Genomic DNA, 24,897 nt, shown 5'->3' on the forward strand with positions numbered 1-24,897 from the left:
CGAACCTGAAGATCGCTTCAGGTGACTTCAGGCTGCCTTCAGCTTCCGTCAGCCAGATTGAGGTCAAGCGAAAACGGCCCAACGGGAGGACCCCCTCATGAAGCGCAATCTTGTCATCGCCGGTATCGCCGCCGCGGCTCTGGTCGGCGGCGGTACGTACACCGCGGTCGCCATGGGTGCCACCGACAGCGGCGGGGAGGCCGCGCCGAAGTCGGTCTCCTCGGCGTCGCTGGTGAACGACGACGGGGACGACGGGGACGACGACGACCGCAACGACGGCAACGGCAAGGACGACACCTCGGGGGCGGGTTCGGCGGCGGGCTCGAAGCTCACCGTGGACCAGGTCGCGGCGGCGGCGCTCGAGCAGCACCCGGGCACGGTGGAGTCCGTCGAGCTGGACGACGACGGTGACGACGACAGCTCGTCCGCCGGCTCCCACTGGGAGGTCGACATCATCGGCCAGGACGGCAAGTGGTACGAGCTGCGGGTCGACGCCGCGACCGGTGCGGTCCGCGCGGACAACGACGACGACAGTGACGACGACGGCGACGACCGGGACGAGGGCACCGCGGTGCGCGGCGCCAAGGTCGACGCCCGGGAGGCGGCCGCCGCCGCGCTGAAGAAGCACCCCGGCACCGTGACGTCGGTCGACTCGGACGACGACGACGGCAAGGCCAACCACTGGGAGGTGACGGTGCGCGGCAGCGACGGCCGTTCGCACGAGGTGAAGGTCGCCATGTCCTCCGGCACGGTGGCGGCGGACAGCGACGACGACAGCGACGACAACGGGCGGGACGACGACGGCCGGGACGACCGCGGTGACGACGACGGCGACGACGACTGACGCCTCGCGCTCAATGCGTCGGCGGAGCAGCCGGTGGCAGAGGAACATCCCCCTCCTCTGCCACCGGCACTCGCACGCCCGCCCCGTGGCTACCCGCCCGTCAGCCCCGCCACCAGTTCGTCCGCCGCCGCGTACGGGTCCAGTTCGCCCGCGACGATCCGCCGCGCCAGCGCCCCCAGGCGCCGGTCGCCGCGCAGGTCGTCGATGCGTTCGCGCAGCGCGGTGACGGCGATGGTCTCCACCTCGCGGGCGGCGCGCCGGGCCCGCCGTTCGGCGAGGACGTCGTGCTTCTCCAGCCACGCGCGGTGTCTGTCCAGCGCTTCCACGAACTCCTCGATGCCCTCGCCCCGCGCCGCCACCGTCTTGACGATCGGCGGGCGCCAGTCGCCGGGGCCGCGCGCCTCGCCGAGTCCGAGCATGTGGTTCAGCTCGCGCGCCGTCGCGTCGGCGCCGTCCCGGTCCGCCTTGTTGACGACGTAGATGTCACCGATCTCCAGGATCCCGGCCTTGGCCGCCTGGATGCCGTCCCCCATACCGGGCGCGAGCAGCACCACCGAGGTGTCGGCCTGCGAGGCGATCTCCACCTCCGACTGCCCGACCCCCACGGTCTCCACCAGGATCACGTCACAGCCGGCCGCGTCCAGCACCCGTACCGCCTGCGGCGCCGACCAGGCGAGCCCGCCGAGATGGCCCCGGGTGGCCATGGAGCGGATGTAGACGCCGGGGTCCGACGCGTGGTCGGACATCCGGACCCGGTCCCCCAGCAGCGCCCCGCCGGAGAAGGGGGACGACGGGTCGACGGCCAGGACACCGACGCGCTTGCCCGCCTTGCGGTACGCGGACACCAGCGCGGACGTCGTTGTCGACTTGCCGACACCGGGCGACCCGGTGAGCCCGATGACGTACGCGCCGCCGGCCAGCGGCGCCAGCGCGGCCATCACCTCGCGCAACTGCGGTGACGCCCCTTCGACCAGCGAGATCAGCCGGGCCACGGCCCGGGGCCGGCCCTCCCGTGCCTGGGCCACCAGTTGGGGGACGTCCACCGTCATCCGTACCGCGCTCCGTTCCTGTCGCTGGGGGAAATCCGGACCTACGCCTTCGGCACCCGCACGATCAGCGCGTCGCCCTGCCCGCCGCCGCCGCACAGCGCCGCCGCGCCGACTCCGCCGCCGCGCCGCCCCAGTTCGAGTGCCAGGTGCAGCACCAGCCGGGCGCCGGACATGCCGATCGGGTGGCCGAGCGCGATGGCGCCGCCGTTCACGTTCACCCTTTCAGGCGACACGCCCAGCTCGTTGGTCGACTGGACCGCGACGGCGGCGAACGCCTCGTTCATCTCGATCAGATCCAGGTCCTCGACGGCGATGCCCTCCTTCTTCAGGGCGTGCCTGATCGCGTTCGCGGGCTGCGACTGGAGCGAGTTGTCCGGGCCCGCCACATTGCCGTGCGCGCCGATCTCCGCGATCCACTCCAGGCCCAGCTCCAGCGCCTTGGCCTTGCTCATGACCACGACGGCCGCCGCGCCGTCGGAGATCTGCGACGAGGAGCCCGCCGTGATCGTGCCGTCCTTGGCGAAGGCGGGCCGCAGCGTGGCCAGCGACTCGGCGGTGGTGTCCGCGCGGATGCCCTCGTCGCGGTCGAAGACCACCGGGTCGCCCTTGCGCTGCGGGATCTCGACGGGGGTGATCTCGGCGGCGAAGAGGCCGTTCTTCTGCGCGGCGGCGGCCCGCTGGTGGGAGCGTGCCGCGACCTCGTCCTGCTCGGGCCTGGCGATCCCCAGCCTGGTGTTGTGCTTCTCCGTGGAGGCGCCCATGGCGATGGACTCGAACGGGTCGGTCAGACCGTCGTACGCCATCGCGTCCAGCATCTCGATCGCGCCGTACTTGTAGCCCTCGCGGGACTTCGGCAGCAGATGCGGCGCGTTGGTCATGGACTCCTGGCCGCCGGCGACCACGATGTCGAACTCGCCCGCGCGGATCAACTGGTCGGCCAGCGCGATCGCGTCGAGGCCGGAGAGACAGACCTTGTTGATCGTGAGCGCGGGGACGTCCATCGGGATACCGGCCTTGACCGCCGCCTGGCGGGCGGGGATCTGCCCGGCCCCGGCCTGGAGCACCTGCCCCATGATCACGTACTGCACCTGCTCACCGCTGACGCCGGCCCGCTCCAGCGCGGCCTTGATGGCGAAGCCGCCGAGGTCGGCTCCCGAGAACGACTTCAGCGATCCCAGCAGCCTGCCCATGGGCGTACGCGCACCTGCGACGATGACGGAAGTGGTGATGCTCGAATCCGGCATGAGTGGAACCCCTTTGCCTGACGATTGGGGGTTAACGAGGGTTCACCAAATGTACTGACCACACAGGTCCCGGGTCACCTGGCAACGAGTGTGACAGCGCGCACGTTGCGTAACCGGACGGTTGGCGCTGCACTGGGCGCATGCTGACGCGAATCGACCACATCGGAATCGCCTGCCACGACCTCGATGCCACCGTCGAGTTCTACCGGGCCACCTACGGCTTCGAGGTGTTCCACACCGAGGTCAACGAGGAACAGGGCGTACGGGAGGCCATGCTCAAGATCAACGAGACCTCGGACGGCGGGGCCTCCTACCTCCAACTGCTCGAACCGATCCGCGAGGACTCGGCCGTGGGCAAGTGGCTGGCCAAGAACGGCGAGGGGGTCCACCACATCGCCTTCGGCACCGCCGACGTCGACGGCGACGCGCGGGCGGTCCGGGAGAAGGGCGTCCGGGTCCTGTACGACGAGCCGCGCAACGGCTCCATGGGCTCGCGCATCACCTTCCTCCACCCCAAGGACTGCCACGGGGTCCTCACCGAGCTGGTCACCTCGGCCGCGAAGCCCTGATTCGGCCGTGAAGCCCCGGTTCGTGCGCGGTTCCACTGTCCAGGAGCACTGACCCGAACGATTCCCGGCCCGGTAGAGTGGGCCGCTCCGGGCCGGGACCGGGTCGGGGCGGCGCCTCGGCCGATGATCTGTCACCATTCCCCGGGGGCCGTCCGCCCGTCGGGCGGTGTCGAATGCGGAGTTGCCAGAGTTGCGACCAGGGGACGGATGGGACCGCGCAGTGCGGGGCTACGAACGCCAGGAGAGCCACCGAGCTGACGACGACCACCTTTCGCGGTTCGAAGCCGAGATGGATCGGCTGAAGACCGCGCGGGAGAAGGCCGTCCAGCACGCCGAGGACCTCGGTTACCAGGTCGAGGTACTGCGCGCGAAACTGCACGAGGCGCGCCGCAACCTCGCGTCCCGGCCCTCCTCCTACGACAACGCCGACATCGGCTACCAGGCCGAGCAGATGCTCCGCAACGCGCAGATCCAGGCCGATCAGCTCCGTACCGACGCCGAACGCGAGCTGCGCGACGCCCGCGCCCAGACACAGCGCATCCTCCAGGAGCACGCCGAGCACCAGGCCAGGCTCCAGGCCGAGCTGCACGCCGAGGCCGTGCAGCGCCGCCAGCGCCTCGACCAGGAGCTGGCCGAGCGCCGCCAGACCGTCGAATCGCATGTGAACGAGAACGTCGCCTGGGCCGAGCAGTTGCGCGGCCGTACGGAGACGCAGGCCCGCAGGCTGCTGGACGAGTCTCGCGCCGAGGCCGAGAAGTCCCTGGCCGCCGCCCGCGCGGAGGCCACCCGCGTCGCCGAGGAGGCCCGCCGCCGGCTCGGCGCCGAGTCCGAGACCTCCCGTGCCGAGGCCGAGGCGATCCTCCAGCGCGCCCGCAAGGACGCCGAGCGGCTGCTCAACGCCGCGTCCACGCAGGCGCAGGAGGCCACCAGCCACGCCGAGCAGTTGCGTACGACGACGACGGCCGAGTCCGACCAGGCGCGCCAGCAGGCGGGCGAGCTGAGCCGGTCGGCCGAAGCGCGCATACAGGAGGCGGACGAGCGGCTGCGCGAGGCCCGCGCCGAGTCGGAGAAGCTTCTCACCGAGGCCAAGGAGGCCGCGGTCAAGCGGCTGGCCGGCGCCGAGACCCAGTACGAGCAGCGCACCCGTACCGCCAAGTCCGAGATCGCCCGGCTCGTCGGCGAGGCCACGAAGGAGTCGGAGGCGCTGAAGGCGGAGGCCGAGCAGGCGTTCGCCGACGCCCGTGCCGAGTCCGAGAAGATGGTCGCGGAGGCGGCCGAGAAGGCGCGTACGGCCGCCGCGGAGGATTCCGCCGCCCAGTTGGCCAAGGCCGCCCGTACCGCCGAGGAAGTCCTCACCAAGGCCTCCGACGACGCCAGGGCCACCACCCGCGCCGCGAGCGAGGAGGCCGACCGCATCCGCCGCGAGGCCGAGGCGGAGGCGGACCGGCTGCGCGGCGAGGCGGCCGAGCAGGCCGACCAGTTGAAGGGCGCGGCCAAGGACGACACCAAGGAGTACCGCGCCAAGACGGTCGAGCTCCAGGAGGAGGCCCGCCGGCTGCGCGGCGAGGCCGAGACGCTGCGCTCGGAGGCCGTCGCCGAGGGCGAGCGCATCCGCGGCGAGGCGCGCCGGGAGGCCGTCCAGCAGATCGAGGAGGCGGCCAGCACCGCCGAGGAGCTGCTGACCAAGGCCCGCGCGGACGCCGACGAGCTGCGTGCCACCGCGTCCACGGACAGCGAGCGCGTCCGTACGGAGGCCATCGAGCGCGCGACGACGCTGCGCAAGCAGGCCGAGGAGACCCTGGAGCGCACCCGCGCGGAGGCGGACCGGCTGCGCGCCGAGGGCGAGGAGCAGGCCGAGGCGGTGAAGGCCGCCGCCGAGCAGGCCGCGGTCGAGCTGCGCGAGGAGACCGAGCGCGGTGTCGAGGCCCGTAAGGACGAGGCGTCCGACGAGCTGACCAGGCTGCACACCGAGGCCGAACAACGCCTGAACGGCGCCGAGTCGGCGCTGACCGACGCGCGCGCCGAGAGCGAGCGGATCCGCCGGGAGGCCGCCGAGGAGACGGAGCGGCTGCGCGCGGAGGCCGCCGAGCGGCTGCGTACGCTCCAGGCCCAGGCCGAGCAGGAGGCCGAGCGGCTGCGTACGGAGGCGTCCGGGGACGCCGCGCAGTCCCGCGCGGAGGGCGAGTCGGCGGCCGTACGGCTGCGCGACGAGGCCGCCCAGGAGGCCGAGCGGATCAAGTCCGAGGCCCAGGAGAGCGCCGACCGGCTGCGCTCCGAGGCCGCCGCCGCGGCCGAGCGGGTGGGGACCGAGGCCGCCGAGGCGCTGGACGCCGCGCGGGAGGAGGCGACCCGCCGCCGCCGTGAGGCGGAGGAGCTGCTGACCGCCGCCCGTACGGAGGCGGACCAGGAGCGCGAGCGGGCCCGCGAGCAGAGCGAGGATCTGCTGGCCTCGGCCCGTAAGCGGGTCGACGAGGCGCAGACCGAGGCGGCGCGGCTGGTCGAGGAGGCCGATTTCCGCGCCACGGAGATGGTGTCGGCCGCCGAGCAGACGGCGCAGCAGGTACGCGACGCGGTCGCCGGGCTGCACGACCAGGCCGAGCAGGAGATCGCCGGACTGCGCTCGGCGGCCGAGCACGCCGCCGAGCGGACACGCTCCGAGGCGCAGGAGGAGGCGGACCGGGTCCGCTCCGACGCGTACGCGGAGCGCGAGCGCGCCGCCGAGGACGTGGCGCGGCTGCGGGCGCGCGCCCAGGAGGAGACCGACGCGGCCCGGAGCCTCGCCGAGCGCACCGTGAGCGAGGCGGCCACCGAGGCGGAGCGGCTGCGGGCGGAGAGTTCCGAGTACGCGCAGCGGGTGCGGACCGAGGCGTCGGACTCCCTGGCCGCCGCGGAGCAGGACGCCGCCCGTGCCCGCCAGGAGGCGCGCGACGACGCCAACCGCATCCGGGGCGACGCCGCGGGGCAGGCGGACCGGCTCATCGGCGAGGCGTCGAGCGAGTCGGAGCGGATGCGCGCCGAGGCCGCCGAGACCGTCAACTCGGCCCAGCGGGCGGCCGAACGGCTGCGCGCGGAGGCCGAGCGGATCAAGTCGGACGCCGAGATCTCGGCCGAACAGACCGTCAGCGACGCGATCACGGAGTCGGACCGGCTGCTGGACGACGCGCGGGCGAACGCGTCCAAGCGCCGGGGCGACGCGGCCGAGCAGGCCGACCAGCTCATCAACAAGGCCCGCGAGGAGGCGTTGCGCGCCACCACGGAGGCGGAGGCGCAGGCCGACGCGATGGTGGGCGCCGCGCGCTCCGAGGCGGCGCGCATCCACGCGGACGCCACGGTGGAGGGCAACTCCCTGGTGGAGAAGGCCCGTACGGACGCGGACGAGCTGCTGGTCGGCGCGCGCAACGACGCCACGGCCATCCGCGAGCGCACCGAGGAGCTGCGGGCGCGGGTCGAGGGCGAGATCGACCAACTGCACGACCGGGCAAGGCGCGAGACGGCCGAGCAGATGAAGAACGCGGGCGAACGCGTCGACAAACTGGTCAAGGCGGCAACCGAGCAGCACGCGGAGGCCGTGGAGAAGGCCAAGTCGCTGGTGGCCGAGGCCGGTTCGGAAGCGAGCAAGGTCCGGATCGCGGCGGTGAGGAAGGCCGAGGGTCTGCTGAAGGAAGCGGAGCAGAAGAAGGCCGAACTGACCCGTCAGGGTGCGAAGTTGCTCGCCGAGGCCGAGGAGCGGGCGGCCCGGACCGTCGAGGACGGCCGGCGTGAACTCGACGTCCAGCAACGCAGGCGCGAGGACATCCAGGCCGAGATCTCCCGTGTCCAGGACGTGTTGGAAGCCCTCGAATCCTTCGAGACTCCGGCCGCGAGCGGCAAGAGCGGTACGGGTGGCGGCTCCGGCGGAGGTAGCGTCAAGGCGGGCGCCGCGGCGGGTGTTACCCGTTCGGGTGGCAAGCCGTCAGACAGTTAGCCACCCAAAAGGCTGGACATTCTCCAGATCAAACCTGCATCTGCTCGATGACACGCCGCTTCGGCCCCTAGGATTCCCCCTAACACCTCACCGGTCTCATTCGACAGGAACCCCATGAGCGACACTTCCTCCCCATTCGGCTTCGAGCTCGTGCGGCGTGGTTACGACCGCGGTCAGGTGGATGACCGCATTACCAAACTCGTCGCCGACCGTGACAGCGCTCTCGCACGGATCACCGCACTGGAAAAGCGCATCGAGGAGCTGCACCTCGAGACGCAGAACGCTCAGGCCCAGGTCAGCGACGCCGAGCCGTCGTACGCCGGCCTGGGAGCGCGTGTTGAGAAGATCCTCCGCCTCGCCGAGGAGGAGGCGAAGGACCTGCGTGAAGAGGCCCGTCGCGCGGCCGAACAGCACCGTGAGCTGGCCGAGTCGGCGGCCCAGCAGGTGCGTAACGACGCCGAGGCGTTCTCCGCCGAGCGCAAGGCGAAGGCCGAGGACGACGGCGTCCGTATCGTCGAGAAGGCCAAGGGCGAGGCGTCGACGCTGCGCTCCGAGGCGCAGAAGGACGCGCAGCAGAAGCGCGAGGAGGCGGACGCTCTCTTCGAGGAGACCCGCGCCAAGGCCGCCCAGGCCGCCGCGGACTTCGAGACGAACCTCGCCAAGCGGCGTGAGCAGTCCGAGCGTGACCTGGCGTCGCGTCAGGCGAAGGCCGAGAAGCGCCTGGCGGAGATCGAGCACCGCGCCGAGCAGCTTCGGCTGGAGGCGGAGAAGCTTCGTACGGACGCGGAGCGCCGCGCCCGTCAGACGGTGGAGACCGCGCAGCGCCAGGCCGAGGACATCGTGGCCGACGCGAACGCCAAGGCCGACCGGATCCGCAGCGAATCGGAGCGCGAGCTGGCGGCGCTCACCAACCGCCGCGACTCGATCAACGCGCAGCTCACCAACGTCCGCGAGATGCTGGCCACGCTGACCGGCGCGGCCGTCGCCGCGGCGGGTACGCCGGAGGACGAGCCGATCTCGCGCGGGGTCCCGGCGCAGCAGTCGCGCTAGCCCTACGGCTCACGGAGGGCTCACGGACGGCACCGTTCGGCGAGTACGGACGGCACCGTTCGGCGAGTAACGATCGTGCAAGCCCCCCGCCACCTAAGTGGCGGGGGGCTTTGCGTCCCCTTAGGTTGTCCGCATGATCGAGGTCGAAGGGCTCACCAAACGTTTCGGGCGGAAAATCGCGGTCGACCAGCTCTCCTTCCAGGTCCGGCCCGGGGTGGTGACGGGGTTTCTGGGGCCCAACGGAGCCGGTAAGTCGACCACCATGCGGATGATGCTCGACCTGGACATCCCGACCGGCGGATCGGTCCGCATCGACGGGAAGCCCTACCGCGAGCTGGAGGAGCCGCTGAAGTACATCGGCGCCCTGCTCGACGCGAAGTCCATGCACGGCGGGCGCAGCGCGTACAACAACCTCCTGTGTCTGGCGCAGAGCAACCGCATCCCGGTGAGCCGGGTCGGCGAGGTCCTTGACACCGTCGGTCTGACGGCCGTGGCCAAGCACAAGTCGAAGGGCTTCTCGCTGGGCATGGGGCAGCGGCTGGGCATCGCGGCGGCGCTGCTCGGTGATCCCGAGATCCTTATGTTCGACGAGCCGGTGAACGGTCTGGACCCCGAGGGCATCCACTGGATCCGCAATCTGATGAAGACCCTCGCGTCCCAGGGCCGGACGATCTTCGTCTCCAGCCATCTGATGAGTGAAATGGCCCTGACCGCCGAGCACTTGATCGTGATCGGGCAGGGCAAGCTGCTCGCGAACACCTCGATGGCCGACTTCATCCAGGAGAACTCACGCAGTTTCGTACGGCTGCGCTCCCCGCAGCGCGAGCAGATCCGCGACGCGCTCCACGAGGGCGGCTTCACCGTCACCGAGGCGAGTGACGGGGCGCTGGAGATCGACGGCTCCACCTCCGAGGAGGTCGGCGAACTGGCCGCCCGGCACGGTCTCGTACTGCACGAGCTGAGCAGCCAACGCGCCTCGCTGGAAGAGGCGTTCATGCAGATGACGGCCGAGTCGGTCGAGTACCACGCGCACTCCGGCGGCGGCACGGCCCCGGCGGCCCCCGCGGACCCCGGTCCCCGGTGGGGACAGGGCGACAACCAGGGCAAGGGAGCCTGACCCATGGCATCGGTACCAGCGGTCCTCCAGTCCGAGTGGACCAAGATCCGTACGGTCAACTCCACGATCTGGACCCTCGCCGTCGCGTTCCTCGTCACCGTGGCCATGGGTGTCGCCCTGTCGGCGCTGTTCAGCTCCACGTTCAACGATCTGTCGGACGCCGAGCGGGCCACCTTCGACCCGACGTTCGTCAGCTTCTCCGGGATGATCCTGGGGCAGTTGGCGATGGTGGTCTTCGGTGTCCTGGTCGTCGGCTCGGAGTACAGCTCGGGCATGATCCGCACCTCGCTCGCCGCCGTACCGCAGCGGGGCACGTTCCTCTTCAGCAAGCTGCTGGTCGCCGGGGCGCTGGCGCTGGGGGTCGGGTTCGTCACCGGCTTCGTCGCGTTCTTCCTCGGCCAGGGGGTGCTCGGCGACCACGGGACGTCCCTCGGCGAGCCGCATGTGCTGCGCGCGGTCGTCGGCAGCGGTCTGTACATGGGGCTGATCGCGCTGTTCTCGATGGGTGTCGCGACGATGCTGCGCAGCTCGATGCTGTCGCTCGGCATCCTGATGCCGTTCTTCTTCCTCGTCTCGCAGATCCTCGCCTCCGTACCGAAGGCGAAGAACGTCGCCCGGTACTTCCCCGACCAGGCGGGCTCCAAGATCATGCAGGTGGTGCCCGACGCGCTGAACTCGGAGAAGGCTCCGTACAGCCCGTGGGGCGGCATGGGGATCATGGCGCTGTGGGTCGTCGCGGCGCTGATCGGCGGCTACCTCGTACTGAAGAAGCGCGACGCGTAACGCCTCTTCAAGGGGAGCCCACTGCCGCCGATCCGTCGCGACGACTTGGCCGGAACCGTCAAGGCCCGGATATCCTCCTAACTCTTACGGGGGCTTTCGGTCCGATGAGGCCACCGCCCCGACCACCAGACTGAACTGTCGATGGGGCTGGAGAATGATCGAGGCAGTCGGCCTGACGAAGCGCTACGGCGCCAAGACGGCCGTGTACAACCTTTCCTTCCAGGTGAGGCCCGGTACCGTCACCGGGTTCCTGGGCCCCAACGGTTCCGGCAAGTCCACGACGATGCGTATGATCCTCGGCCTCGACCGGCCGACCGCCGGCCATGTGACGGTCGGGGGTCATCCCTTCCGGGAGTTGCCCAACGCCCCCCGTCAGGTCGGCGCGCTCCTCGACGCCAAGGCGGTGCACGGCGGGCGCAGCGCGCGCAACCATCTGCTGTCGCTCGCGCAGCTCTCCGGCATCCCGGCGGCCCGGGTCGACGAGGTGCTGGGTGTGGTCGGCCTCCAGGACGTGGCGCGCCGCCGTTCCAGCGGCTACTCCCTCGGTATGGGCCAGCGGCTCGGCATCGCCGCCGCGCTGCTCGGCGACCCGCAGGTGCTGCTGTTCGACGAGCCGGTGAACGGCCTCGACCCCGAGGGCATCCTCTGGGTCCGCAATCTGATGAAGCAGTTGGCGTCCGAGGGCCGTACGGTCTTCGTCTCCTCGCACCTGATGAGCGAGATGGCCGTCACCGCCGAGCATCTGATCGTGATCGGGCGCGGGCAACTGCTCTCCGACATGAGCGTCAGGGACTTCATCTCGCACAACTCGGCGGACTTCGCGCGGGTCCGCCCCGCGCAGAGCGATCCCGAGGCCCGCGAGAAGCTGGTCGCCGCGCTCGGCGAGGCGGGCGGGCAGGTGCTGTCCGAGCCGGACGGCGCGCTGCGGGTCACCGGGCTGCCGCTCCCCCGTATCAGCGATCTGGCGCACGAGTCGGACGTACGGCTCTGGGAGCTGTCCCCGCACCAGGCGTCGCTGGAGGAGGCGTACATGCGCCTCACGCAGAGCGCCGTGGACTTCCGTTCGACCGCCGACCAGCTCGCGGGGTTCGCGCCGCCGCAGCAGCCGGGCTACGGCGGTCAGCTCTACCAGCCGCCGGTGGTGCCCGAGGTGCCGACGCAGGGCTGGTACCCACCGCCGCCGCCCGGACAGAACCCGTACACGCGGGAGGACGCCCCGGCAGCCGCGCAGGCACCCGCCGAGGCTCCGGCGGACGCGCCCGTGGCGGAGCCCGTAGCCGCGAAGGCGGCCGTGCCCTCGCCCTCGCCCGCGCCCGATCCGACCAAGCGCGGGAGCGACGCGGGCCGCGCGAGCGACGCGAGCGACGCGAGCGACGCGAAGACCGACGAGACCACCGAGGACGAGCGATGACAGCGCCGTACGAGCAGCAGGCCCCGATCTGGCAGGGCGGGCAGCCCTTCGGGTCGTACACCTCGCCGATCCCGGTCCGCCCGGCCACCCTCGGCGACGCGCTGGCCTCGGAGTGGACCAAGATCCGCTCCGTCCGCTCGACGATGTGGACGCTCGGCGTCATGATCGTCCTGATGCTGGGCATCGGAGCGCTCGCGGCCTGGGCCGTATCCCTCTCGGAGACCACTCTCGGCAATGACTCGGCGCTGCCGCTGGGCTTCTTCGGCGTACTGCTCGGCTCGATCTGTGTGATCACCCTCGGCGTGCTGACGATCGCGTCCGAGTACGGCACGGGCATGATCCGCACCACTCTGACCGCCTGCCCCAGCCGGGGCCGGGTGCTGGCGGCGAAGTCGCTCGTCTTCTTCCTGCTCGTCCTGACGATCACGACGGTGATGGCGGCCCTGGTGGGCGCCATCCAGGTCGCGCTGGTGGGTGGTCGCGCGCCCACCGGCGAGGAGTGGCTACGGGCCACGCTCGGCGTCGGCCTCTTCGTGGCGCTGCTGGGCCTGATGTCGCTGGCCGTGGGCGCGATCATCCGGCACTCGGCGGGGGCGATCACCATCATGATCGGGGTGGTGCTGCTGCCGCTGGTGCTGGCGATGTTCATGTTCTCGTCGTCGCTGGTCGATGTGCAGCAGGCCCTGTTCGAGTACTCGATCCCGAGCCAGATCGCGGTGCTCTACGACACCTCGATGACCGGGACGGGGCCGTCCGGCTGGGAGCCGCTGTTCATCGTGGCGGGCGCCACGGCCGTGGTGATGGCCCTGGCCTTCTTCTCGCTGGACCGGCGCGACGTGTAGCGCCGAACCACGGCCGGGAGCTGTGGCTCAGAACTTCGGCGCGTTACGGGACCGCTGCACCCGCGAGGTGCGGCGGTCCTTCGCGTTCCAGCACGCCTTGTGCCAGTGCCGCCGGTCGTCCACGCCCCCGTACTCCGGCCACGCCACCACGTGCGGCACACCCGAGGGGATCTCCTGGTCGCAGCCGGGGCAGCGGTACCGCTTGCCCGCCGCGCTCGCCCCGGCGACCTGCCGGACCGCCCACTGCTCGCCCTGCCAGGACTCGGTCCGCTGGAACCCGCCGTACCGGTCCGACGCCTCACCGGCCTGGTCGGTCGGGGTCGGGGTCTCGCCGCCTCGGGGGCGGTTGCGGCGCGGGGACACGGGACACCTCACGGGGCAGACAGCACGGTTCCCCTCCAGCGTACGGGCCGCTCTCCCGGTGCCCTGCCCGCACGGCGTGAGACGGTGGGCACCCGGACGGGGCAGTTAGCGGACAATCGCAACAACTTCCGCCGGGCCCGTGCCTATGGCACGTGTCAGACGTTATTGCCTACAGGGGGGAGCCGCGTCAGCCGCAAGGAGGCAGAAGGCGATGCGAGTTGGAGCTTTTGTACTGGCGGCCCAGTTCCCGGGCCAGGGCCAGGGGGAAGCACTGCACAGAGCTGTGCGTACGGCGGAGGTCGCGGAGGAATCCGGGCTGGACTCGGTCTGGCTGGCCGAGCACCACTTCGTGCCGTACGGCACCTGCCCGTCGGCGGTGACACTCGCCGGCCTGCTCCTGGGGCGCACACAGCGTTTACGGGTGGGTACGGCGGTCAGCGTGTTGCCGAACATCCATCCGGTGGCGCTCGGCGAGCAGGCGGCGCTGCTGCATCTGCTCTCCGGCGGACGGTTCTCGCTCGGCGTGGGCCGGGGCGGGCCGTGGGTCGATCTGGAGGTCTTCGGATCGGGACTGCGGGCGTACGAAAGGGACTTCCCCGAATCGCTCGATCTGCTGCTGCGCTGGCTCCGCGAGCCGCGGGTGTCGGCGGACGGCGAGCGCTACCGCTTCCGCGAGGTCCCCGTCGTACCCAGTCCGGGCGAACTCATCGAAGGTGCCTGCGGGCCCGAGGTGGTCGTCGCGTGCACATCCCCCAAGAGCGTGCGGCTCGCGGCCGAGCGCGGACTGCCGATGCTGCTCGGGATGCACTGCGGGGACGAGGAGAAGGCCGAGATGGTGGCCCTGTGGCGGACGCACGCCATCGCCGCCGGCCGTACGCCCGACGACGCCGACGCCGCCGCGCATGTGTCCGCGGGAGTGGCGCAGATCGCCGACGGCCGTACGGAGGCGGCCGAGACGCTGGTGAAGGCCATGCCCGGCTGGCTCAGGCAGGGGCTCGACGCGCATGTGACGGTCGACGGGAGGCCGAGGTCCATGCGTGATCCCGTCGCGTACACGGAACTGCTGTGCGCTCTGCATCCGGTGGGGTCCCCGCGGCTCGCCGCCGACCGTCTCGCGGCCACGGCGGAACGCACCGGAATCACGCGCTTCGCGCTGCTCGTCGAGGGCTCCGGGGACCTGGCGGCCACGGAGGAGAACGTACGGAGGATGGGGGCGGAGGTGCTGCCGCGACTGTGCTGAGACGGCGGCGCGGCGGACGAGGCCACCGCGGCGGCGTCACGACGGCCGTCGGGCGGATCCCTGTGTCGACCCAGGAATCCGCCAACGGACCGAAGCCGTCAGCAGTCCCGGAGCTCCGGGGACTGGTTGAGCAACTGCCCCCTGATGGAAGTGAAGCGGGCGAGCCTCTCGTCGACCGAGGGGTCCAGCGGGAACACCGCGACCCGGTGACAGTTCTGGAATGCCAGACGCACTCCGAAGTGGCGCTGAAGCGCCCCGCGGATCGCGTCACTGGCGAGTGCGCGCAGCAGTTGACCGCGTGCCTGCTCGTCCGGCGGCGGCGTCTGGTTGTCGGCGAACTCTCCGCCGTCCACCTTCAACTGGGCCACCAAGGAGCTGATCATCTCCCACGCGAAGGGCAGGGAGGTCCGGACGCAGTCGACGAATTCCGCTTCGTCGACCTCGCCTCGCTCGGCCTGCTCCAACAGTGCCGGTGAGACGTCGAGCGACATGGGTTCTCCTCTCGCGACCCCGATAAATTGGGGCCTTACGGGCAGGGAAGGGGGAGACGACGACGCAGCGTGCACGGTCGGCGACCTCCTGCATCCACGTTATGCGTGCTGTCCGGACCGCACCAGGCGAATGGGAACACAACCGGCCACAAACGAAAGGGGCTTGAGGGGCGAATCACGGCGCACGCCGACAGTCGAGTAGCGTTGCGGACCATGCGCCTCGTCATCGCCCGCTGCTCCGTCGACTACGCGGGCCGGCTCACCGCCCACCTGCCCACCGCCCCCCGTCTGATCCTGGTCAAAGCTGACGGGAGCGTGTCGATCCACGCGGACGACCGGGCGTACAAACCCCTGAACTGGATGTCTCCGCCCTGCAAACTCAAAGAGGGCGCGGGTGACGATGTCGGCGTATGGACGGTCGAGAACAAGGCGGGCGAGAAACTGATCATCACGATGGAGGAAATCCTCCACGACTCGTCACACGAGCTGGGAGTCGATCCAGGTCTGATCAAGGATGGCGTGGAAGCACACCTTCAGGAGCTTCTGGCCGACCGCATCGAGACACTGGGCGACGGCTACAGCCTGATCCGGCGCGAATATCCCACCGCCATCGGCCCGGTGGACATCCTGTGCCGCGACGCGGACGGCGCGACGGTCGCCATCGAGATCAAACGCCGCGGCGACATCGACGGCGTGGAACAACTGACGCGCTATCTCGACCTGTTGAACCGCGACCCCCATCTCTCCCCGGTCCGCGGCCTGTTCGCGGCCCAGGAGATCAAACCCCAGGCCCGCGTCCTCGCGACGGACCGGGGCATCGGCTGCGTGGTGCTGGACTACGACGCGCTGCGTGGCATCGAGGACGACAAGCTGCGGCTGTTCTGAGGGCGGTTGGCGGGGCTGCGGGTGTGCGTGGGCCCGCGGCCCTCGGCGGGGATGTCGAGCACGTCGGGGTCGAGTTGGAAGAACGGCCGCAGGCCGGCCATCCTCGGAACGGCCATGTAGAGCAACTTGCCGTCCCTCAGCGCGCGTACACGCACGGGCAGTTGCGCCCAGTCCGGGTTGGCCTTGACGGCGCTGGCACGCTGCCATTCCGTCAGTCCGGCCAGCCGCTGCGCGGTCGCCTCGGCGCCGTAGAAGCCGGGGGTCTTGGTGTCGCCCTCGCGCGGCTTGGCCGGCCGGCCGACTTCGTGGGGCGCACGCGTTCCCGCACGGTCGCGGCGTAGCGTGGCTGCGTGGTAGCGAGCGAACAGAACCTTGGAAAGACACTCCGTCGCCTGCGTCGCCTGGCCGATCTCACGCAGGAAGACCTCGCGGAGCGGTCCGGTGTCTCCGTGGACGTGGTCCGTCAGCTCGAACAGGGGCGGAAGCACTCGGCTCGTCTCCCTACGCTGCACGCTCTCGCGAACGGGCTGGGTGTAGAGCTGACCGCGCTCCTGGGCGATCCTCCTGCGGTCGCCCGGACCGGTGAGGCCAACGGTCCGCGTCTCGTCGCGGTGCGCCGCGCGATCATGCCCCCGCTGTGGGGACCGCCAGAGCCACCGGTAGGAACGGACTTCTCCCTGGAGCGCCTGCGGGAGCAGATCGCGGACGGTTGGTCGCGGTACCACTCGGCCGAGTTCGATGCCGTGATGAAGGCACTTCCCGATCTGATCTCGGAGGCCCGATCCGCGTCGGTCTCCGGCACCGACGACGATCGCAAGGCCGGATTCGCGGCCCTGGGGAAGGCGCTGCAACTCGGTGGCCACGTCGCCATCCGCATGGGCACGACCGACCTCGCGCTGGCGAGCCTGGAGCGCGCCATACGTGCGGCCGAGCAGTCCTGCGACCCGCTGCTTCTGCCGATGATCGTCAACTCCACGGCGTGGGCGTACCAGCGCCAAGGGCGCCTGGAGGACGCGCTGTACGTCGCCGGCCATGCCGCCGACGAAATGAGGGCGGCGGGGCATACGGACACGGCCGACGGGTTGAAGGTGTGGGGCGCCCTCACCATGAGCGCCGCGACCTCGGCCGCTCGGAGCCGCAACTACGACCGCGCGGCTTCGATGATGGAGGCGGCGGAGAACGAAGCCGCTCGCGTCTCCAAGCTCCCCGCCGGTGACGACAACCGCATGGTCAGCGTCTTCAGCCCATCCTCGGTCCGTATCGAGCGCGTCCGCCTGGCCGTTCAGTACGGGCACCCCGAAGACGCCCTCGCTCTCGCCAAGGGCATGCGTCTGAGCAAGGACACACCACCGTCGTGGCGGACGTGGCTACTGCTTGACGTGGCGCGGGCGCACACGGACATCGGGGACGCCGCCGGCGCGGTGAAAACCCTGGAGTCCCTGAAGCGCGTGGCACCTGAGTGGATACGCCACCACACCCTCGCGGTCGCCATCGTCCGAGACCTCTGGTCACTGCCCAACCACCCTCCCGGGCTGAGGCTGTTGGCGGAATTCCTGGGGGTCGCCGAATAGCGTCGTGAAAGTGGGACGTTGCGTCCCTGGTTCTGCCCCTGGCATGTCGAAAGCCTGGTCAGGCAAGCGTCCCCGAACCGCACTGCACGGTCCGGGAGCTGACGACCGCTCAACCAGGGAGCAATCGACATGCGGACTTTCAGCCGCACGGGACGTGCGGAAACCGTGCTCGCCATACGAGCGAAATCGAAGATCGGCAAGGTGCTGGAGCGCCGTGAGGCGTTCCAGCAACAGGGGCTGCCGGTGATGGCGCACGGCGCGTTGGACACCCGGACCACGGTCGTCGTGGAAATGGGAGTGGCCGACTTCCTGGAGTACGCCGCGAACGGGGCCCACGGGCCGGTGTGGATCGTTCAAGGAGCCCAGCGGTGAGCCGGGCCAATCCGCCGATGTACGGGTACGTACGGGCGTTGCCCGGCCTGAGCGACCAGGACATCGACCGGTTACGCGGGGACATCGCCGCGTTCGCCCGGCGTGAGGGCTTCGCGCCGCCGCACGTCTTCACCGAGCACACCTGGACCCGCGTAACCGCCTGGGAAGCCCTGGTCACCGCCTGCCGATGGACCCGCACCCGCAACGTCGTCGTGCCGTCCTGGCCACACCTCAACACCCAACGCTCCCTCAGCACCACCGCTCAACAGACCTTGCAGGACGCCATCCGCGGGCACGTGTGGTTCGCCTCCGCCGTCATCCGAACCGGAGAAGCACCGTGAACGACACGACCAACAACCCCGCGCCGGCCTACGGATACCTGCGTGTCTTCTCCGACGCCGCCTACCGCCAGGCACCCACCCTCGAAGATGACATGGAGCGCTACGCCCACACCCACGGCCTGCAACTCATCGCCGTCCACCACGAGTTCGCCCGCGGCAAACTCGACGCCTTCACCACCCTGGTCAACACCCTGCGACGCACCGGCGCCCACCACGTACTCGTACCCTCCCTCGACCACCTCGGGCAGAGCGGCGCCCTCCAACGCGTACTGCTCTCCCGCCTCGAATCCAGCCTCCGCGCCACCGTCCACACCCTCGACGCCTCATAGCGCGCCATGCCACTTCTCCGCGCCTGGGACCGGCTGACCCTCGTCGCCCTGCCCACCGCCGTGAGCTGCGCCCGCGCCTTCACCGGGTGCACCCTGCGCTGGTGGGGCGCCACCGACGTCATGGACGACGCACTGTTGGCCGTCTCGGAGTTGGTGACGAACGCCGTCAAGATGACTGGCCCCGACACCCCGCCGCCAAGAACCCCGCGGCCGGTGGCAAGATCGTGTGGGCTGAGTTGCCGCTCATCAGGGCACCTGCCCTCACCCCTGACGTACCGCCGCTTCCTCACCGTGTACCGAGCGGCATTCCGGCACCCGAGGGCAAGGCGAGAGAACAGGTCGAAACCGCGCTCATGGAGCGGGTCTTGAACGGGCTGCGAAAGATGTAACCGGACGGGGGGGGGAGACTACGCTGCGGTGTCATGCCGCAGACCCGCCTCGACATCGCCCGGATACGGGCGGCTCGCCAGGTGATCGATCCGGTCTTCCTCGACACCCCGCTGTACCGCTGCGAGCCGCTGGGGGCCGCGCTCGGGTGTGCGGTGAGCGTCAAGCTCGAGACGGCGAACCCGGTCCGCAGCTTCAAGGGCCGTGGCACCGAGTTGGTCGCGAGCCTGCTCGCCGACACGGGAGAGCGTGCCGTGGTGTGTGCCAGCGCGGGCAACCTCGGGCAGGCCCTCGCCTGGTCCGGTCGTGGCCGGGGGCTCGATGTGACCGTCGTGGCGTCCCGCTTCGCGACCGTGGCCAAGCTCGATCGTATCCGCGCGCTGGGCGCCCGGCTGGAGCTGGTGGACGGCGACCACGAGATGGCTCGGGAGCGGGCGGCGGACATCGCGCGCCGCGGCGGCATCAGGCTGGTCGAGGACAGCCTGGACATCGAGACCTGCGAGGGCGCGGCGACCATCGGTCTTGAACTGGTGGACGGCGCGCCGTCGTTCGACACCGTCCTGATCGCTCTCGGCGGCGGGGCGCTGGCGACCGGCGTGGGTCATGTGCTGAAGGCGTACGCGCCCGAGGTCGAGGTGATCTGCGTACAGCCACTGGGCGCGCCCGCGATGACGCGGTCCTGGCGCCAACGGCGCGTCGTCACCACCGAATCGACCGACACCATCGCGGACGGCGTCGCCGGCCGACGCCCCATCCCGGCCGTCCTGGACGATCTCCTCCAGGTCGCCGACGACGCCGTCCTCGTCCAGGAGGCGTCGATCGTCGCCGGTATGCGGATGCTCCTCGAGCACGCGGGCCTCGTCGTCGAACCGTCCGCCGCGCTCGGCATCGCGGCGATCCTCGAAGACCGTGACCGCTTCGCCGGCCGGCACGTCGTCACCATCGTGTGCGGCGGCAACGTCGACCTGGGCGCCTATCACCGCTGGGTGGGTGCGGATCCGGGCCACGGGTCCTGACCGTTCAGATCACTTACGGCGTGGGCTCCGCCCCGTCCGCCCCGTCCGTGCTGTCGTCCGTCGTCGGGGAGTCCGAGGGGGACGCCGACGACGGCCGCACCGGGACGCCCACCGTCGCCGACTCCGGAGGCGGTGGGGGCGCCGGGGACGAGGAGGACGGAGGGGGCGGGGAGCTGGAGGGCGGGGACGATGTCGGGGGCGACGGGGTGGTGGTGGTCTTGGTCGGGCCGGGGCCCGGCGTCGACTTCGTCGGGCCCGGGTCGGAGGGGTCCGGATCCTCGGACGGCTGCGTGGGGTCGTCGGACGGGCTGTCGCCCGGGTCCGTGGACTCGGAGCCGCCGCTCGTGCTGGGCGTCGGCGGGCCCGAGCTGGTGGTGGCCGGGCCGCCGCCGCCCGGCTTGGCCGCCGGCTGCTTCGTGCTGGTGTCCGTCGGCGTCTCGGTGTCGTAACCGCTGTCGTCGTCGTCCGCCGACTGGTCGTTCTGCACCCGGTCCGTCGGCGCGTCGTTGCCCGTCGCCCCGAGCGTCACGACGGTGCCCAGTACGGCGGCGAGTACGGCGCCCGCGCTCGCGGCGACCAGGTTGCGGCGGGCGCCGCCCAGCACCGTACGGCGCCGGCGCGCGGTCGGCGGCCCGCCGGTACGGGACCCCGCCGCCGGGGTGTCGTCGCGCCGGGTGACCAGTGTCATCCGCTCGTCGGGCGACGGCGGCTTGAGGACGGGGACAACCATCGACACACCGCGCGGCGGCGACACCGGCAGCTCGTCGTCGCCCCGGTGGAACGCGGACGCGGACGCGGCCGGTGTGCCCGTGTTCCCGTTCTCCCGGTCGGAGACCAGGGCCAGCGCCCTGCGCCCGGAGACCGTGCCGCGCTTGTCCGCCACCGCCCCACGCATACCGATCGAGGTCTCCAACTCGGCGCGGGCCCGGTCCAGCCGCCCGACGCAGAGCGCGAGAATCCCCAACTCATGGTGGAAATAGGCTTCTTCGGCGACCTCTCCGGCAATCCTGGCCGCCTCCTGGCCGGTCCGCAGCGCGCGCTCCCAGGCGCCCCAGTGCAGCCCCGCCATGAAGGCGGGCGCCGCGCCCCTGGCCAGCAGCACGGCGGCGCTCGCGTGCCCCGGCTCGCCGCTGGACACCAGGGGCGTCATCGCGGCGAGCAGCGCGTCCGCCTCGGAGGCGGCGCGCCGGGGGGTGACGGACGGGTGGCCGACCCACCAGGTGAAGTGCTGGACGGCGGTGTGCGCGCGGGACGTGGCCTCAACGCCGTATCCGCGCGCCTGGAGTTGGGCCAGGGCACCGGCGGCGAGCCGGTAGCGGGGCCCGACCGGCGAGAGCAGGCCGGCGTTCATCAGCTCGCCGATCGCGGCGTCGGCGTGGGTGTCGCCCACCAGGGCCGGCAGATGGGCCTGGTGCGGCACCTCGCCGCCGAGCGCGACGGCGAAGCGCAACGTCTCACGCGCGGCCTCGCCGAGCCGGGAGGCGAGCAGCACGGCGGGCGCCGCACCCTCGCCGAGGGTCGGCAGCGGTACGTCGTACCCGTCGGCGGTGAGCCCGTCGCCGGCGGAACCGGCACCTGCGGGCGGGCCCTCCAGCTCGTGGACGAAGACGCCGTCCGCGTCGTACGTACCGGAGTTGGCCCGCAGTTCGTCGCGCCCGCGCAGCAGCGCGCCGGCCTGGACGAAGCGCTGCGGCAGCCCCTCGGACTCGAACCAGAGGTCACCGGCCCAGTTCGCCTCCTCGTCGGTGAGGGGGCGTCCCGTGGCGCGCTCCAGCAGCTCGAGCGAGGCGCCGCGGCCCAGACCGCCGAGCAGGACCTCTTCGAGCCGCGAGCGCCCTATGGGCGCGTCCACTTCGGGGGTGACGGCGACGAGGAAGGCGCATTCGGGCGCGGCTTCGAGCAGTTCGTCCAGCGGGTCGCCGCCGAACTCCAGGTCGTCCAGGACGACGACGGCGCCGATGCCGCGGACCAGCTCGCGCAGTCCGTCGCGGTCGGGGCGGTGCAGCACGGACCGGTACACGGCCGCGTACAGCTCGTACAGCAGCTCGGTGACGGTGCGGTGGTGGCCACTGAGCCGCACGACCCCGTCCGGCGCCAGGTCCTCGCAGTCGGCGGCGACGGCTTCGAGCAGTGCGCTGCGGCCGGAGCCGGCCGAGCCGGTGAGCCGTACGGACAGTCCGCGCCCCAGCAGTGCGACGAGCCGTTCGCGCTCCTCCTGACGCTCCAGCAGCGGGAACGGGGGTGCGCCGGGGCCCGGCGGTATCGGCGGCCGTCCGGCCCTGCGCCGCTCGGCGCGCTCGTCGGCGTCGAGCCGGACGGGGGCGGGCGGCTGCGAGCCGGGCGGGCAGGGCTCGATCTCGCTGCCGTCGACGGGGTTGACGGTGATCAGGAAGTCGCCCGAGATCAGCTCGACGGTGCGCGCGGGCGTCGGGTGCGACAGCCACGGGTTCGGCCGGTCCACGGCCTCCGCCGGTCTGTCGTCGGCGCGCCCGGCACCCTCGGGACGCGAGTCGTCCGCCGGGTGGGTCGGGTCGGTCGGGTTCATCGTCAAAGCCCCCCAGATCGTGGCGCGCGGTTGCCCTCTCGGCCTCGCACGCCCCGCTGTCACTTCTGGTCCGGTGCCCGCCGCGTGGGTTCTTGGTCGGCCGACGGCCGAAACCCTAAACCTCCGCACAGTATCCAGGAACAGCCGGGGTGCCACCCCGTCCGAGACGTCACGGTCTCGTGAGGATTGTGCGTGCCCACGTCAGACGCGCGGAAGCGATTCTGCTGCGATACCGCCCTCGATGGCGAGGATGCGATGCAGCCGGGTGGCCACCAGCAGACGCTGCATCTGGGCCGGCACACCGCGCAGGACGAGCCGGCGTCCGCACCGTCCGGCCCTGCGGTGCGCGCCCATGATGACGCCGAGGCCGGTGGCGTCCCAGGAATCCAGTCCGGTCAGATCGAGCACCAGGTCGCCGGCTCCGTCGTCGACGGCCGTGTGCAGGACCGTACGGGCGTCCGCCGCGCTGCGGACGTCGAGGCGGCCCTCGACGACCAGTTCGGCGTGGTCGCCCCTGATGTACATATGCGCTCCCCGAATGCTTCTGTGCTCCGCGTCTGTGTTCTCTGGTCTGTGTTCTCTGGTCTGTGCGCAAGGCCGTTGTGCAAGGTCATTGTGTAAAGGGTTGTGCAATACCTGACAGTTGTGCGGCCGCGGAAGTTGCCGTCCGTAAGCGAACTGATACCGAATTCACCCGGTGGGGTGAGGACAGAACGGTCGATGTGACCCCGTCCCCGCCCGCGGCGGAATCAGTGCTTGTAGAAGCCCTGCCCGCTCTTGCGCCCGATGTCACCCGCGTCCACCATCCGGCGCATCAGCTCGGGCGCCGCGAACTTCTCGTCCTGCGACTCGGTGTAGATGTTGTCGGCCGCGTGCAGCAGGATGTCGACGCCCGTGAGGTCGGCGGTGGCGAGCGGCCCCATGGCGTGCCCGAAGCCGAGCTTGCACGCGATGTCGATGTCCTCGGCGGTGGCGACGCCCGACTCCTGGAGCTTGGCCGCCTCGACGACCAGGGCCGTGATGAGCCGGGTGGTGACGAAGCCCGCGACGTCACGGTTGACGACGATGCAGGTCTTGCCGACCGATTCGGCGAACTCCCGTGTGGTGGCGAGGGTTTCGTCGCTGGTCTTGTAGCCCCGTACGAGTTCGCAGAGGTTCATCATCGGTACGGGCGAGAAGAAGTGCGCGCCCACGACCCGCTCCGGACGCTCCGTCACCGCCGCGATCTTGGTGATCGGGATCGCCGAGGTGTTGGAGGCCAGGACGGTGTCGTCGCGTACGAGCTTGTCGAGCGTCCGGAAGATCTCGTGCTTGATCTCCAGCTTCTCGAAGACCGCCTCGACCACGATGTCGGCGTCGGACGCGGCGTCCAGATCGGTGGTCGTGGTGATCCGGGCGAGCGCGGCGTCCGCGTCCGCCTCCTCGAGCTTGCCCTTGGTGACGAACTTGGCGTACGAGGCGCGGATCGCGTCCTTGCCACGGGCCAGGGCGTCGTCGGTCACGTCTCGCAGGACGACGTCCCAGCCCGCCCGGGCCGAGACCTGCGCGATTCCGGACCCCATGAGTCCGGCACCGATGACGGCGAGCTTCCTGGCCACGACGTACCCCTTGATTTCCGCTCCGGACCGGCGGGTGCCTTAACACACGCTTTACATTCGCTCTCTGCCGGAGGTTATCGGTGATGAGCTGCCCTGTGGTGGTGAAGAGATGCGCGTCACGTCTCACATGACGGACATCACATCCGTACGCACGCCGGACCTGGTCATCAGCCTTGCCGTACCGCGTACTTGAGCACCTTTTCGCCCAGCACTTCCTCGATGTCGTCCAGCAGCACGAGTGCTTCGCGCGAGGTCTCCTGCGGGGTCCGGCCCGCCAGCATCCGGCGGCCGACGAACGCCATGAGCGTGCCGTGCGCCCAGGCGAGCTGACCGGCCACCAGGGTGGGCAGCGTGTCCGACTCGCCGGCACCGGTCTCCTCACGCAGCACCCCCTCCAGATGGACCAGGAGGTCCTGCTGGATGTACCAGAGGCGGGATCTGAGTGCGTGTGAGCCCTGGACGACCTGCATGAAGTCGGCGGAGCCGCTGTGCAGTCCGATGCTGGGTGAGACGGTCTCGGTCAGCTCGCGCAGTTCGCGCAGGACGGCGTCCGCCGCCGACTCCCCCGCGTCACGGGCGCGTACGAACCGGGACAGCCGCTCCACGATGCCCTGGCTGCGGTCGAGGAAGAGATCTTCCTTCGTGGAGAAGTAGTTGTACACCGTGTTGACGGAGACGTCCGACGCCTCGGCGATCTCGGCGATGGTCACCGCGTCGAAGCCGCGCTCCACGAACAGATGCGTGGCGACATCGGAGATGTACTGCCTGGTCTGGCGCTTCTTGCGCTCCCGGAGCCCTTCGGACATGCCTCTCACTCTAGGGGGCGGCGCCCGCCCGGCACTCCTTCGCTGGGGTCTCCGCATTTTTGGAGTGGTTGCATAATTTA

The 24,897-nt window shown here is 70.9% G+C and carries 24 protein-coding genes; 15 read left to right on the top strand and 9 right to left on the bottom strand.

The annotated features are described in order from the left end of the window. The first annotated feature begins 97 nt into the window (after positions 1–97). Positions 98–844, top strand: coding sequence for a PepSY domain-containing protein (locus tag OG329_RS11575; RefSeq protein ID WP_405794640.1), 747 nt, complete (start codon positions 98–100; stop codon positions 842–844). Between the two features lie 89 nt (positions 845–933). On the opposite strand, the gene meaB is transcribed toward OG329_RS11575, so the two are convergent. Beyond that, the gene (gene meaB, locus OG329_RS11580; protein ID WP_405794642.1) at positions 934–1,893 is read right to left on the bottom strand and encodes a methylmalonyl Co-A mutase-associated GTPase MeaB; all 960 of its coding nucleotides are present in this window, start codon (positions 1,891–1,893) and stop codon (positions 934–936) included. Between the two features lie 41 nt (positions 1,894–1,934). Beyond that, positions 1,935–3,137: an acetyl-CoA C-acetyltransferase gene (locus OG329_RS11585; protein ID WP_405794643.1), complete on the bottom strand. Its 1,203-nt coding sequence runs from the start codon at positions 3,135–3,137 to the stop codon at positions 1,935–1,937. 140 nt (positions 3,138–3,277) lie between these two features. Between OG329_RS11585 and mce the strand changes: the two genes are divergently transcribed. From mce to OG329_RS11620, 7 genes are all read left to right on the top strand, one after another. Then, positions 3,278–3,706 carry a methylmalonyl-CoA epimerase gene (mce, locus tag OG329_RS11590; RefSeq protein WP_405794645.1) on the top strand — a complete coding sequence of 143 codons (429 nt, stop codon included), beginning with the start codon at positions 3,278–3,280 and terminating at the stop codon, positions 3,704–3,706. 220 nt (positions 3,707–3,926) lie between these two features. Further along, on the top strand, positions 3,927–7,670 hold the full coding sequence (scy, locus tag OG329_RS11595; RefSeq protein ID WP_405794646.1) for a polarized growth protein Scy: 3,744 nt from the start codon (positions 3,927–3,929) through the stop codon (positions 7,668–7,670). A gap of 114 nt (positions 7,671–7,784) precedes the next feature. Further along, on the top strand, positions 7,785–8,720 hold the full coding sequence (locus tag OG329_RS11600) for a cellulose-binding protein (protein ID WP_405794648.1): 936 nt from the start codon (positions 7,785–7,787) through the stop codon (positions 8,718–8,720). 133 nt (positions 8,721–8,853) lie between these two features. Further along, entirely contained in the window at positions 8,854–9,837 is a 984-nt protein-coding gene (locus tag OG329_RS11605) for an ABC transporter ATP-binding protein (RefSeq protein ID WP_405794649.1), read from the top strand. A 3-nt stretch (positions 9,838–9,840) separates the two neighbouring features. Then, complete coding sequence (locus tag OG329_RS11610) at positions 9,841–10,620, top strand: ABC transporter permease subunit (RefSeq protein ID WP_405794651.1); 780 nt, start codon at positions 9,841–9,843, stop codon at positions 10,618–10,620. A 154-nt stretch (positions 10,621–10,774) separates the two neighbouring features. Beyond that, positions 10,775–12,031 (top strand): ABC transporter ATP-binding protein, encoded by a 1,257-nt coding sequence (locus tag OG329_RS11615; protein WP_405794653.1) that lies wholly within the window; start codon positions 10,775–10,777, stop codon positions 12,029–12,031. Beyond that, positions 12,028–12,873 carry an ABC transporter permease subunit gene (locus OG329_RS11620; protein WP_405794655.1) on the top strand — a complete coding sequence of 282 codons (846 nt, stop codon included), beginning with the start codon at positions 12,028–12,030 and terminating at the stop codon, positions 12,871–12,873. Before OG329_RS11615 ends, OG329_RS11620 begins: the two co-directional genes overlap by 4 nt. Before the next feature lie 27 nt (positions 12,874–12,900). Here the strand turns inward: OG329_RS11620 and OG329_RS11625 are convergent, their stop codons facing one another. Then, positions 12,901–13,236, bottom strand: coding sequence for an ATP/GTP-binding protein (locus OG329_RS11625; protein ID WP_405794656.1), 336 nt, complete (start codon positions 13,234–13,236; stop codon positions 12,901–12,903). 211 nt (positions 13,237–13,447) lie between these two features. Here OG329_RS11625 and OG329_RS11630 point away from each other — a divergent pair, with 211 nt between their 5' ends. Beyond that, on the top strand, positions 13,448–14,476 hold the full coding sequence (locus OG329_RS11630) for an LLM class flavin-dependent oxidoreductase (RefSeq protein WP_405794657.1): 1,029 nt from the start codon (positions 13,448–13,450) through the stop codon (positions 14,474–14,476). A gap of 98 nt (positions 14,477–14,574) precedes the next feature. Here OG329_RS11630 and OG329_RS11635 read toward each other — a convergent pair whose 3' ends face one another. Beyond that, positions 14,575–14,967, bottom strand: coding sequence for an SCO5389 family protein (locus OG329_RS11635; protein ID WP_023538618.1), 393 nt, complete (start codon positions 14,965–14,967; stop codon positions 14,575–14,577). A gap of 213 nt (positions 14,968–15,180) precedes the next feature. Between OG329_RS11635 and nucS the strand changes: the two genes are divergently transcribed. After that, the gene (gene nucS / locus OG329_RS11640; protein WP_405794659.1) at positions 15,181–15,852 is read left to right on the top strand and encodes an endonuclease NucS; all 672 of its coding nucleotides are present in this window, start codon (positions 15,181–15,183) and stop codon (positions 15,850–15,852) included. On the opposite strand, the gene OG329_RS11645 is transcribed toward nucS, so the two are convergent. Then, positions 15,804–16,340, bottom strand: coding sequence for a hypothetical protein (locus OG329_RS11645; protein ID WP_405802236.1), 537 nt, complete (start codon positions 16,338–16,340; stop codon positions 15,804–15,806). The two genes, nucS and OG329_RS11645, sit on opposite strands and share 49 nt — an antisense overlap. On the opposite strand from OG329_RS11645, the gene OG329_RS11650 reads away from it, so the two are divergent. The 5 genes from OG329_RS11650 (at position 16,245) to OG329_RS11670 (ending at position 19,868) form a co-directional block, all read left to right on the top strand. Continuing rightward, complete coding sequence (locus OG329_RS11650) at positions 16,245–17,423, top strand: helix-turn-helix domain-containing protein (protein WP_405801779.1); 1,179 nt, start codon at positions 16,245–16,247, stop codon at positions 17,421–17,423. The genes OG329_RS11645 and OG329_RS11650 overlap by 96 nt on opposite strands. Positions 17,424–17,552: 129 nt before the next feature. Further along, a complete protein-coding gene (locus tag OG329_RS11655) occupies positions 17,553–17,795 on the top strand; it encodes a hypothetical protein (RefSeq protein ID WP_405794660.1) in 243 nt (80 codons plus the stop codon). Continuing rightward, positions 17,792–18,136: a hypothetical protein gene (locus OG329_RS11660; protein ID WP_405794661.1), complete on the top strand. Its 345-nt coding sequence runs from the start codon at positions 17,792–17,794 to the stop codon at positions 18,134–18,136. The genes OG329_RS11655 and OG329_RS11660 overlap by 4 nt, the downstream gene beginning before the upstream one ends. After that, entirely contained in the window at positions 18,133–18,465 is a 333-nt protein-coding gene (locus tag OG329_RS11665; protein WP_405794663.1) for a recombinase family protein, read from the top strand. The genes OG329_RS11660 and OG329_RS11665 overlap by 4 nt, the downstream gene beginning before the upstream one ends. A gap of 422 nt (positions 18,466–18,887) precedes the next feature. After that, positions 18,888–19,868, top strand: coding sequence for a threonine/serine dehydratase (locus OG329_RS11670; RefSeq protein ID WP_405794665.1), 981 nt, complete (start codon positions 18,888–18,890; stop codon positions 19,866–19,868). 13 nt (positions 19,869–19,881) lie between these two features. Here OG329_RS11670 and OG329_RS11675 read toward each other — a convergent pair whose 3' ends face one another. From OG329_RS11675 to OG329_RS11690, 4 genes are all read right to left on the bottom strand, one after another. Beyond that, complete coding sequence (locus OG329_RS11675; protein WP_405794666.1) at positions 19,882–22,413, bottom strand: ATP-binding protein; 2,532 nt, start codon at positions 22,411–22,413, stop codon at positions 19,882–19,884. A gap of 201 nt (positions 22,414–22,614) precedes the next feature. After that, positions 22,615–22,938, bottom strand: a complete 324-nt coding sequence (locus OG329_RS11680; protein ID WP_189105430.1) for an STAS domain-containing protein — start codon at positions 22,936–22,938, stop codon at positions 22,615–22,617. A 224-nt stretch (positions 22,939–23,162) separates the two neighbouring features. Beyond that, positions 23,163–24,011, bottom strand: a complete 849-nt coding sequence (locus OG329_RS11685; RefSeq protein ID WP_405794668.1) for a 3-hydroxyacyl-CoA dehydrogenase family protein — start codon at positions 24,009–24,011, stop codon at positions 23,163–23,165. Between the two features lie 167 nt (positions 24,012–24,178). Continuing rightward, positions 24,179–24,817 carry a TetR/AcrR family transcriptional regulator gene (locus OG329_RS11690; protein WP_405794669.1) on the bottom strand — a complete coding sequence of 213 codons (639 nt, stop codon included), beginning with the start codon at positions 24,815–24,817 and terminating at the stop codon, positions 24,179–24,181. Positions 24,818–24,897 lie beyond the last annotated feature (80 nt).

Source organism: Streptomyces sp. NBC_01506 (assembly GCF_045040295.1).
Lineage (GTDB): Bacteria > Actinomycetota > Actinomycetes > Streptomycetales > Streptomycetaceae > Streptomyces.

Excerpts from the sequence above, each read along its gene's own strand:
- OG329_RS11575 (WP_405794640.1), top strand. The coding sequence starts at position 98 with ATGAAGCGCAATCTTGTCATCGCCGGTATCGCCGCCGCGGCTCTGGTC.
- meaB (WP_405794642.1), bottom strand. The coding sequence starts at position 1,893 with ATGACGGTGGACGTCCCCCAACTGGTGGCCCAGGCACGGGAGGGCCGG.
- OG329_RS11585 (WP_405794643.1), bottom strand. The coding sequence starts at position 3,137 with ATGCCGGATTCGAGCATCACCACTTCCGTCATCGTCGCAGGTGCGCGT.
- mce (WP_405794645.1), top strand. The coding sequence starts at position 3,278 with ATGCTGACGCGAATCGACCACATCGGAATCGCCTGCCACGACCTCGAT.
- OG329_RS11600 (WP_405794648.1), top strand. The coding sequence starts at position 7,785 with ATGAGCGACACTTCCTCCCCATTCGGCTTCGAGCTCGTGCGGCGTGGT.
- OG329_RS11605 (WP_405794649.1), top strand. The coding sequence starts at position 8,854 with ATGATCGAGGTCGAAGGGCTCACCAAACGTTTCGGGCGGAAAATCGCG.
- OG329_RS11610 (WP_405794651.1), top strand. The coding sequence starts at position 9,841 with ATGGCATCGGTACCAGCGGTCCTCCAGTCCGAGTGGACCAAGATCCGT.
- OG329_RS11615 (WP_405794653.1), top strand. The coding sequence starts at position 10,775 with ATGATCGAGGCAGTCGGCCTGACGAAGCGCTACGGCGCCAAGACGGCC.
- OG329_RS11620 (WP_405794655.1), top strand. The coding sequence starts at position 12,028 with ATGACAGCGCCGTACGAGCAGCAGGCCCCGATCTGGCAGGGCGGGCAG.
- OG329_RS11630 (WP_405794657.1), top strand. The coding sequence starts at position 13,448 with ATGCGAGTTGGAGCTTTTGTACTGGCGGCCCAGTTCCCGGGCCAGGGC.
- OG329_RS11635 (WP_023538618.1), bottom strand. The coding sequence starts at position 14,967 with ATGTCGCTCGACGTCTCACCGGCACTGTTGGAGCAGGCCGAGCGAGGC.
- nucS (WP_405794659.1), top strand. The coding sequence starts at position 15,181 with ATGCGCCTCGTCATCGCCCGCTGCTCCGTCGACTACGCGGGCCGGCTC.
- OG329_RS11655 (WP_405794660.1), top strand. The coding sequence starts at position 17,553 with ATGCGGACTTTCAGCCGCACGGGACGTGCGGAAACCGTGCTCGCCATA.
- OG329_RS11670 (WP_405794665.1), top strand. The coding sequence starts at position 18,888 with ATGCCGCAGACCCGCCTCGACATCGCCCGGATACGGGCGGCTCGCCAG.
- OG329_RS11675 (WP_405794666.1), bottom strand. The coding sequence starts at position 22,413 with ATGAACCCGACCGACCCGACCCACCCGGCGGACGACTCGCGTCCCGAG.
- OG329_RS11680 (WP_189105430.1), bottom strand. The coding sequence starts at position 22,938 with ATGTACATCAGGGGCGACCACGCCGAACTGGTCGTCGAGGGCCGCCTC.
- OG329_RS11690 (WP_405794669.1), bottom strand. The coding sequence starts at position 24,817 with ATGTCCGAAGGGCTCCGGGAGCGCAAGAAGCGCCAGACCAGGCAGTAC.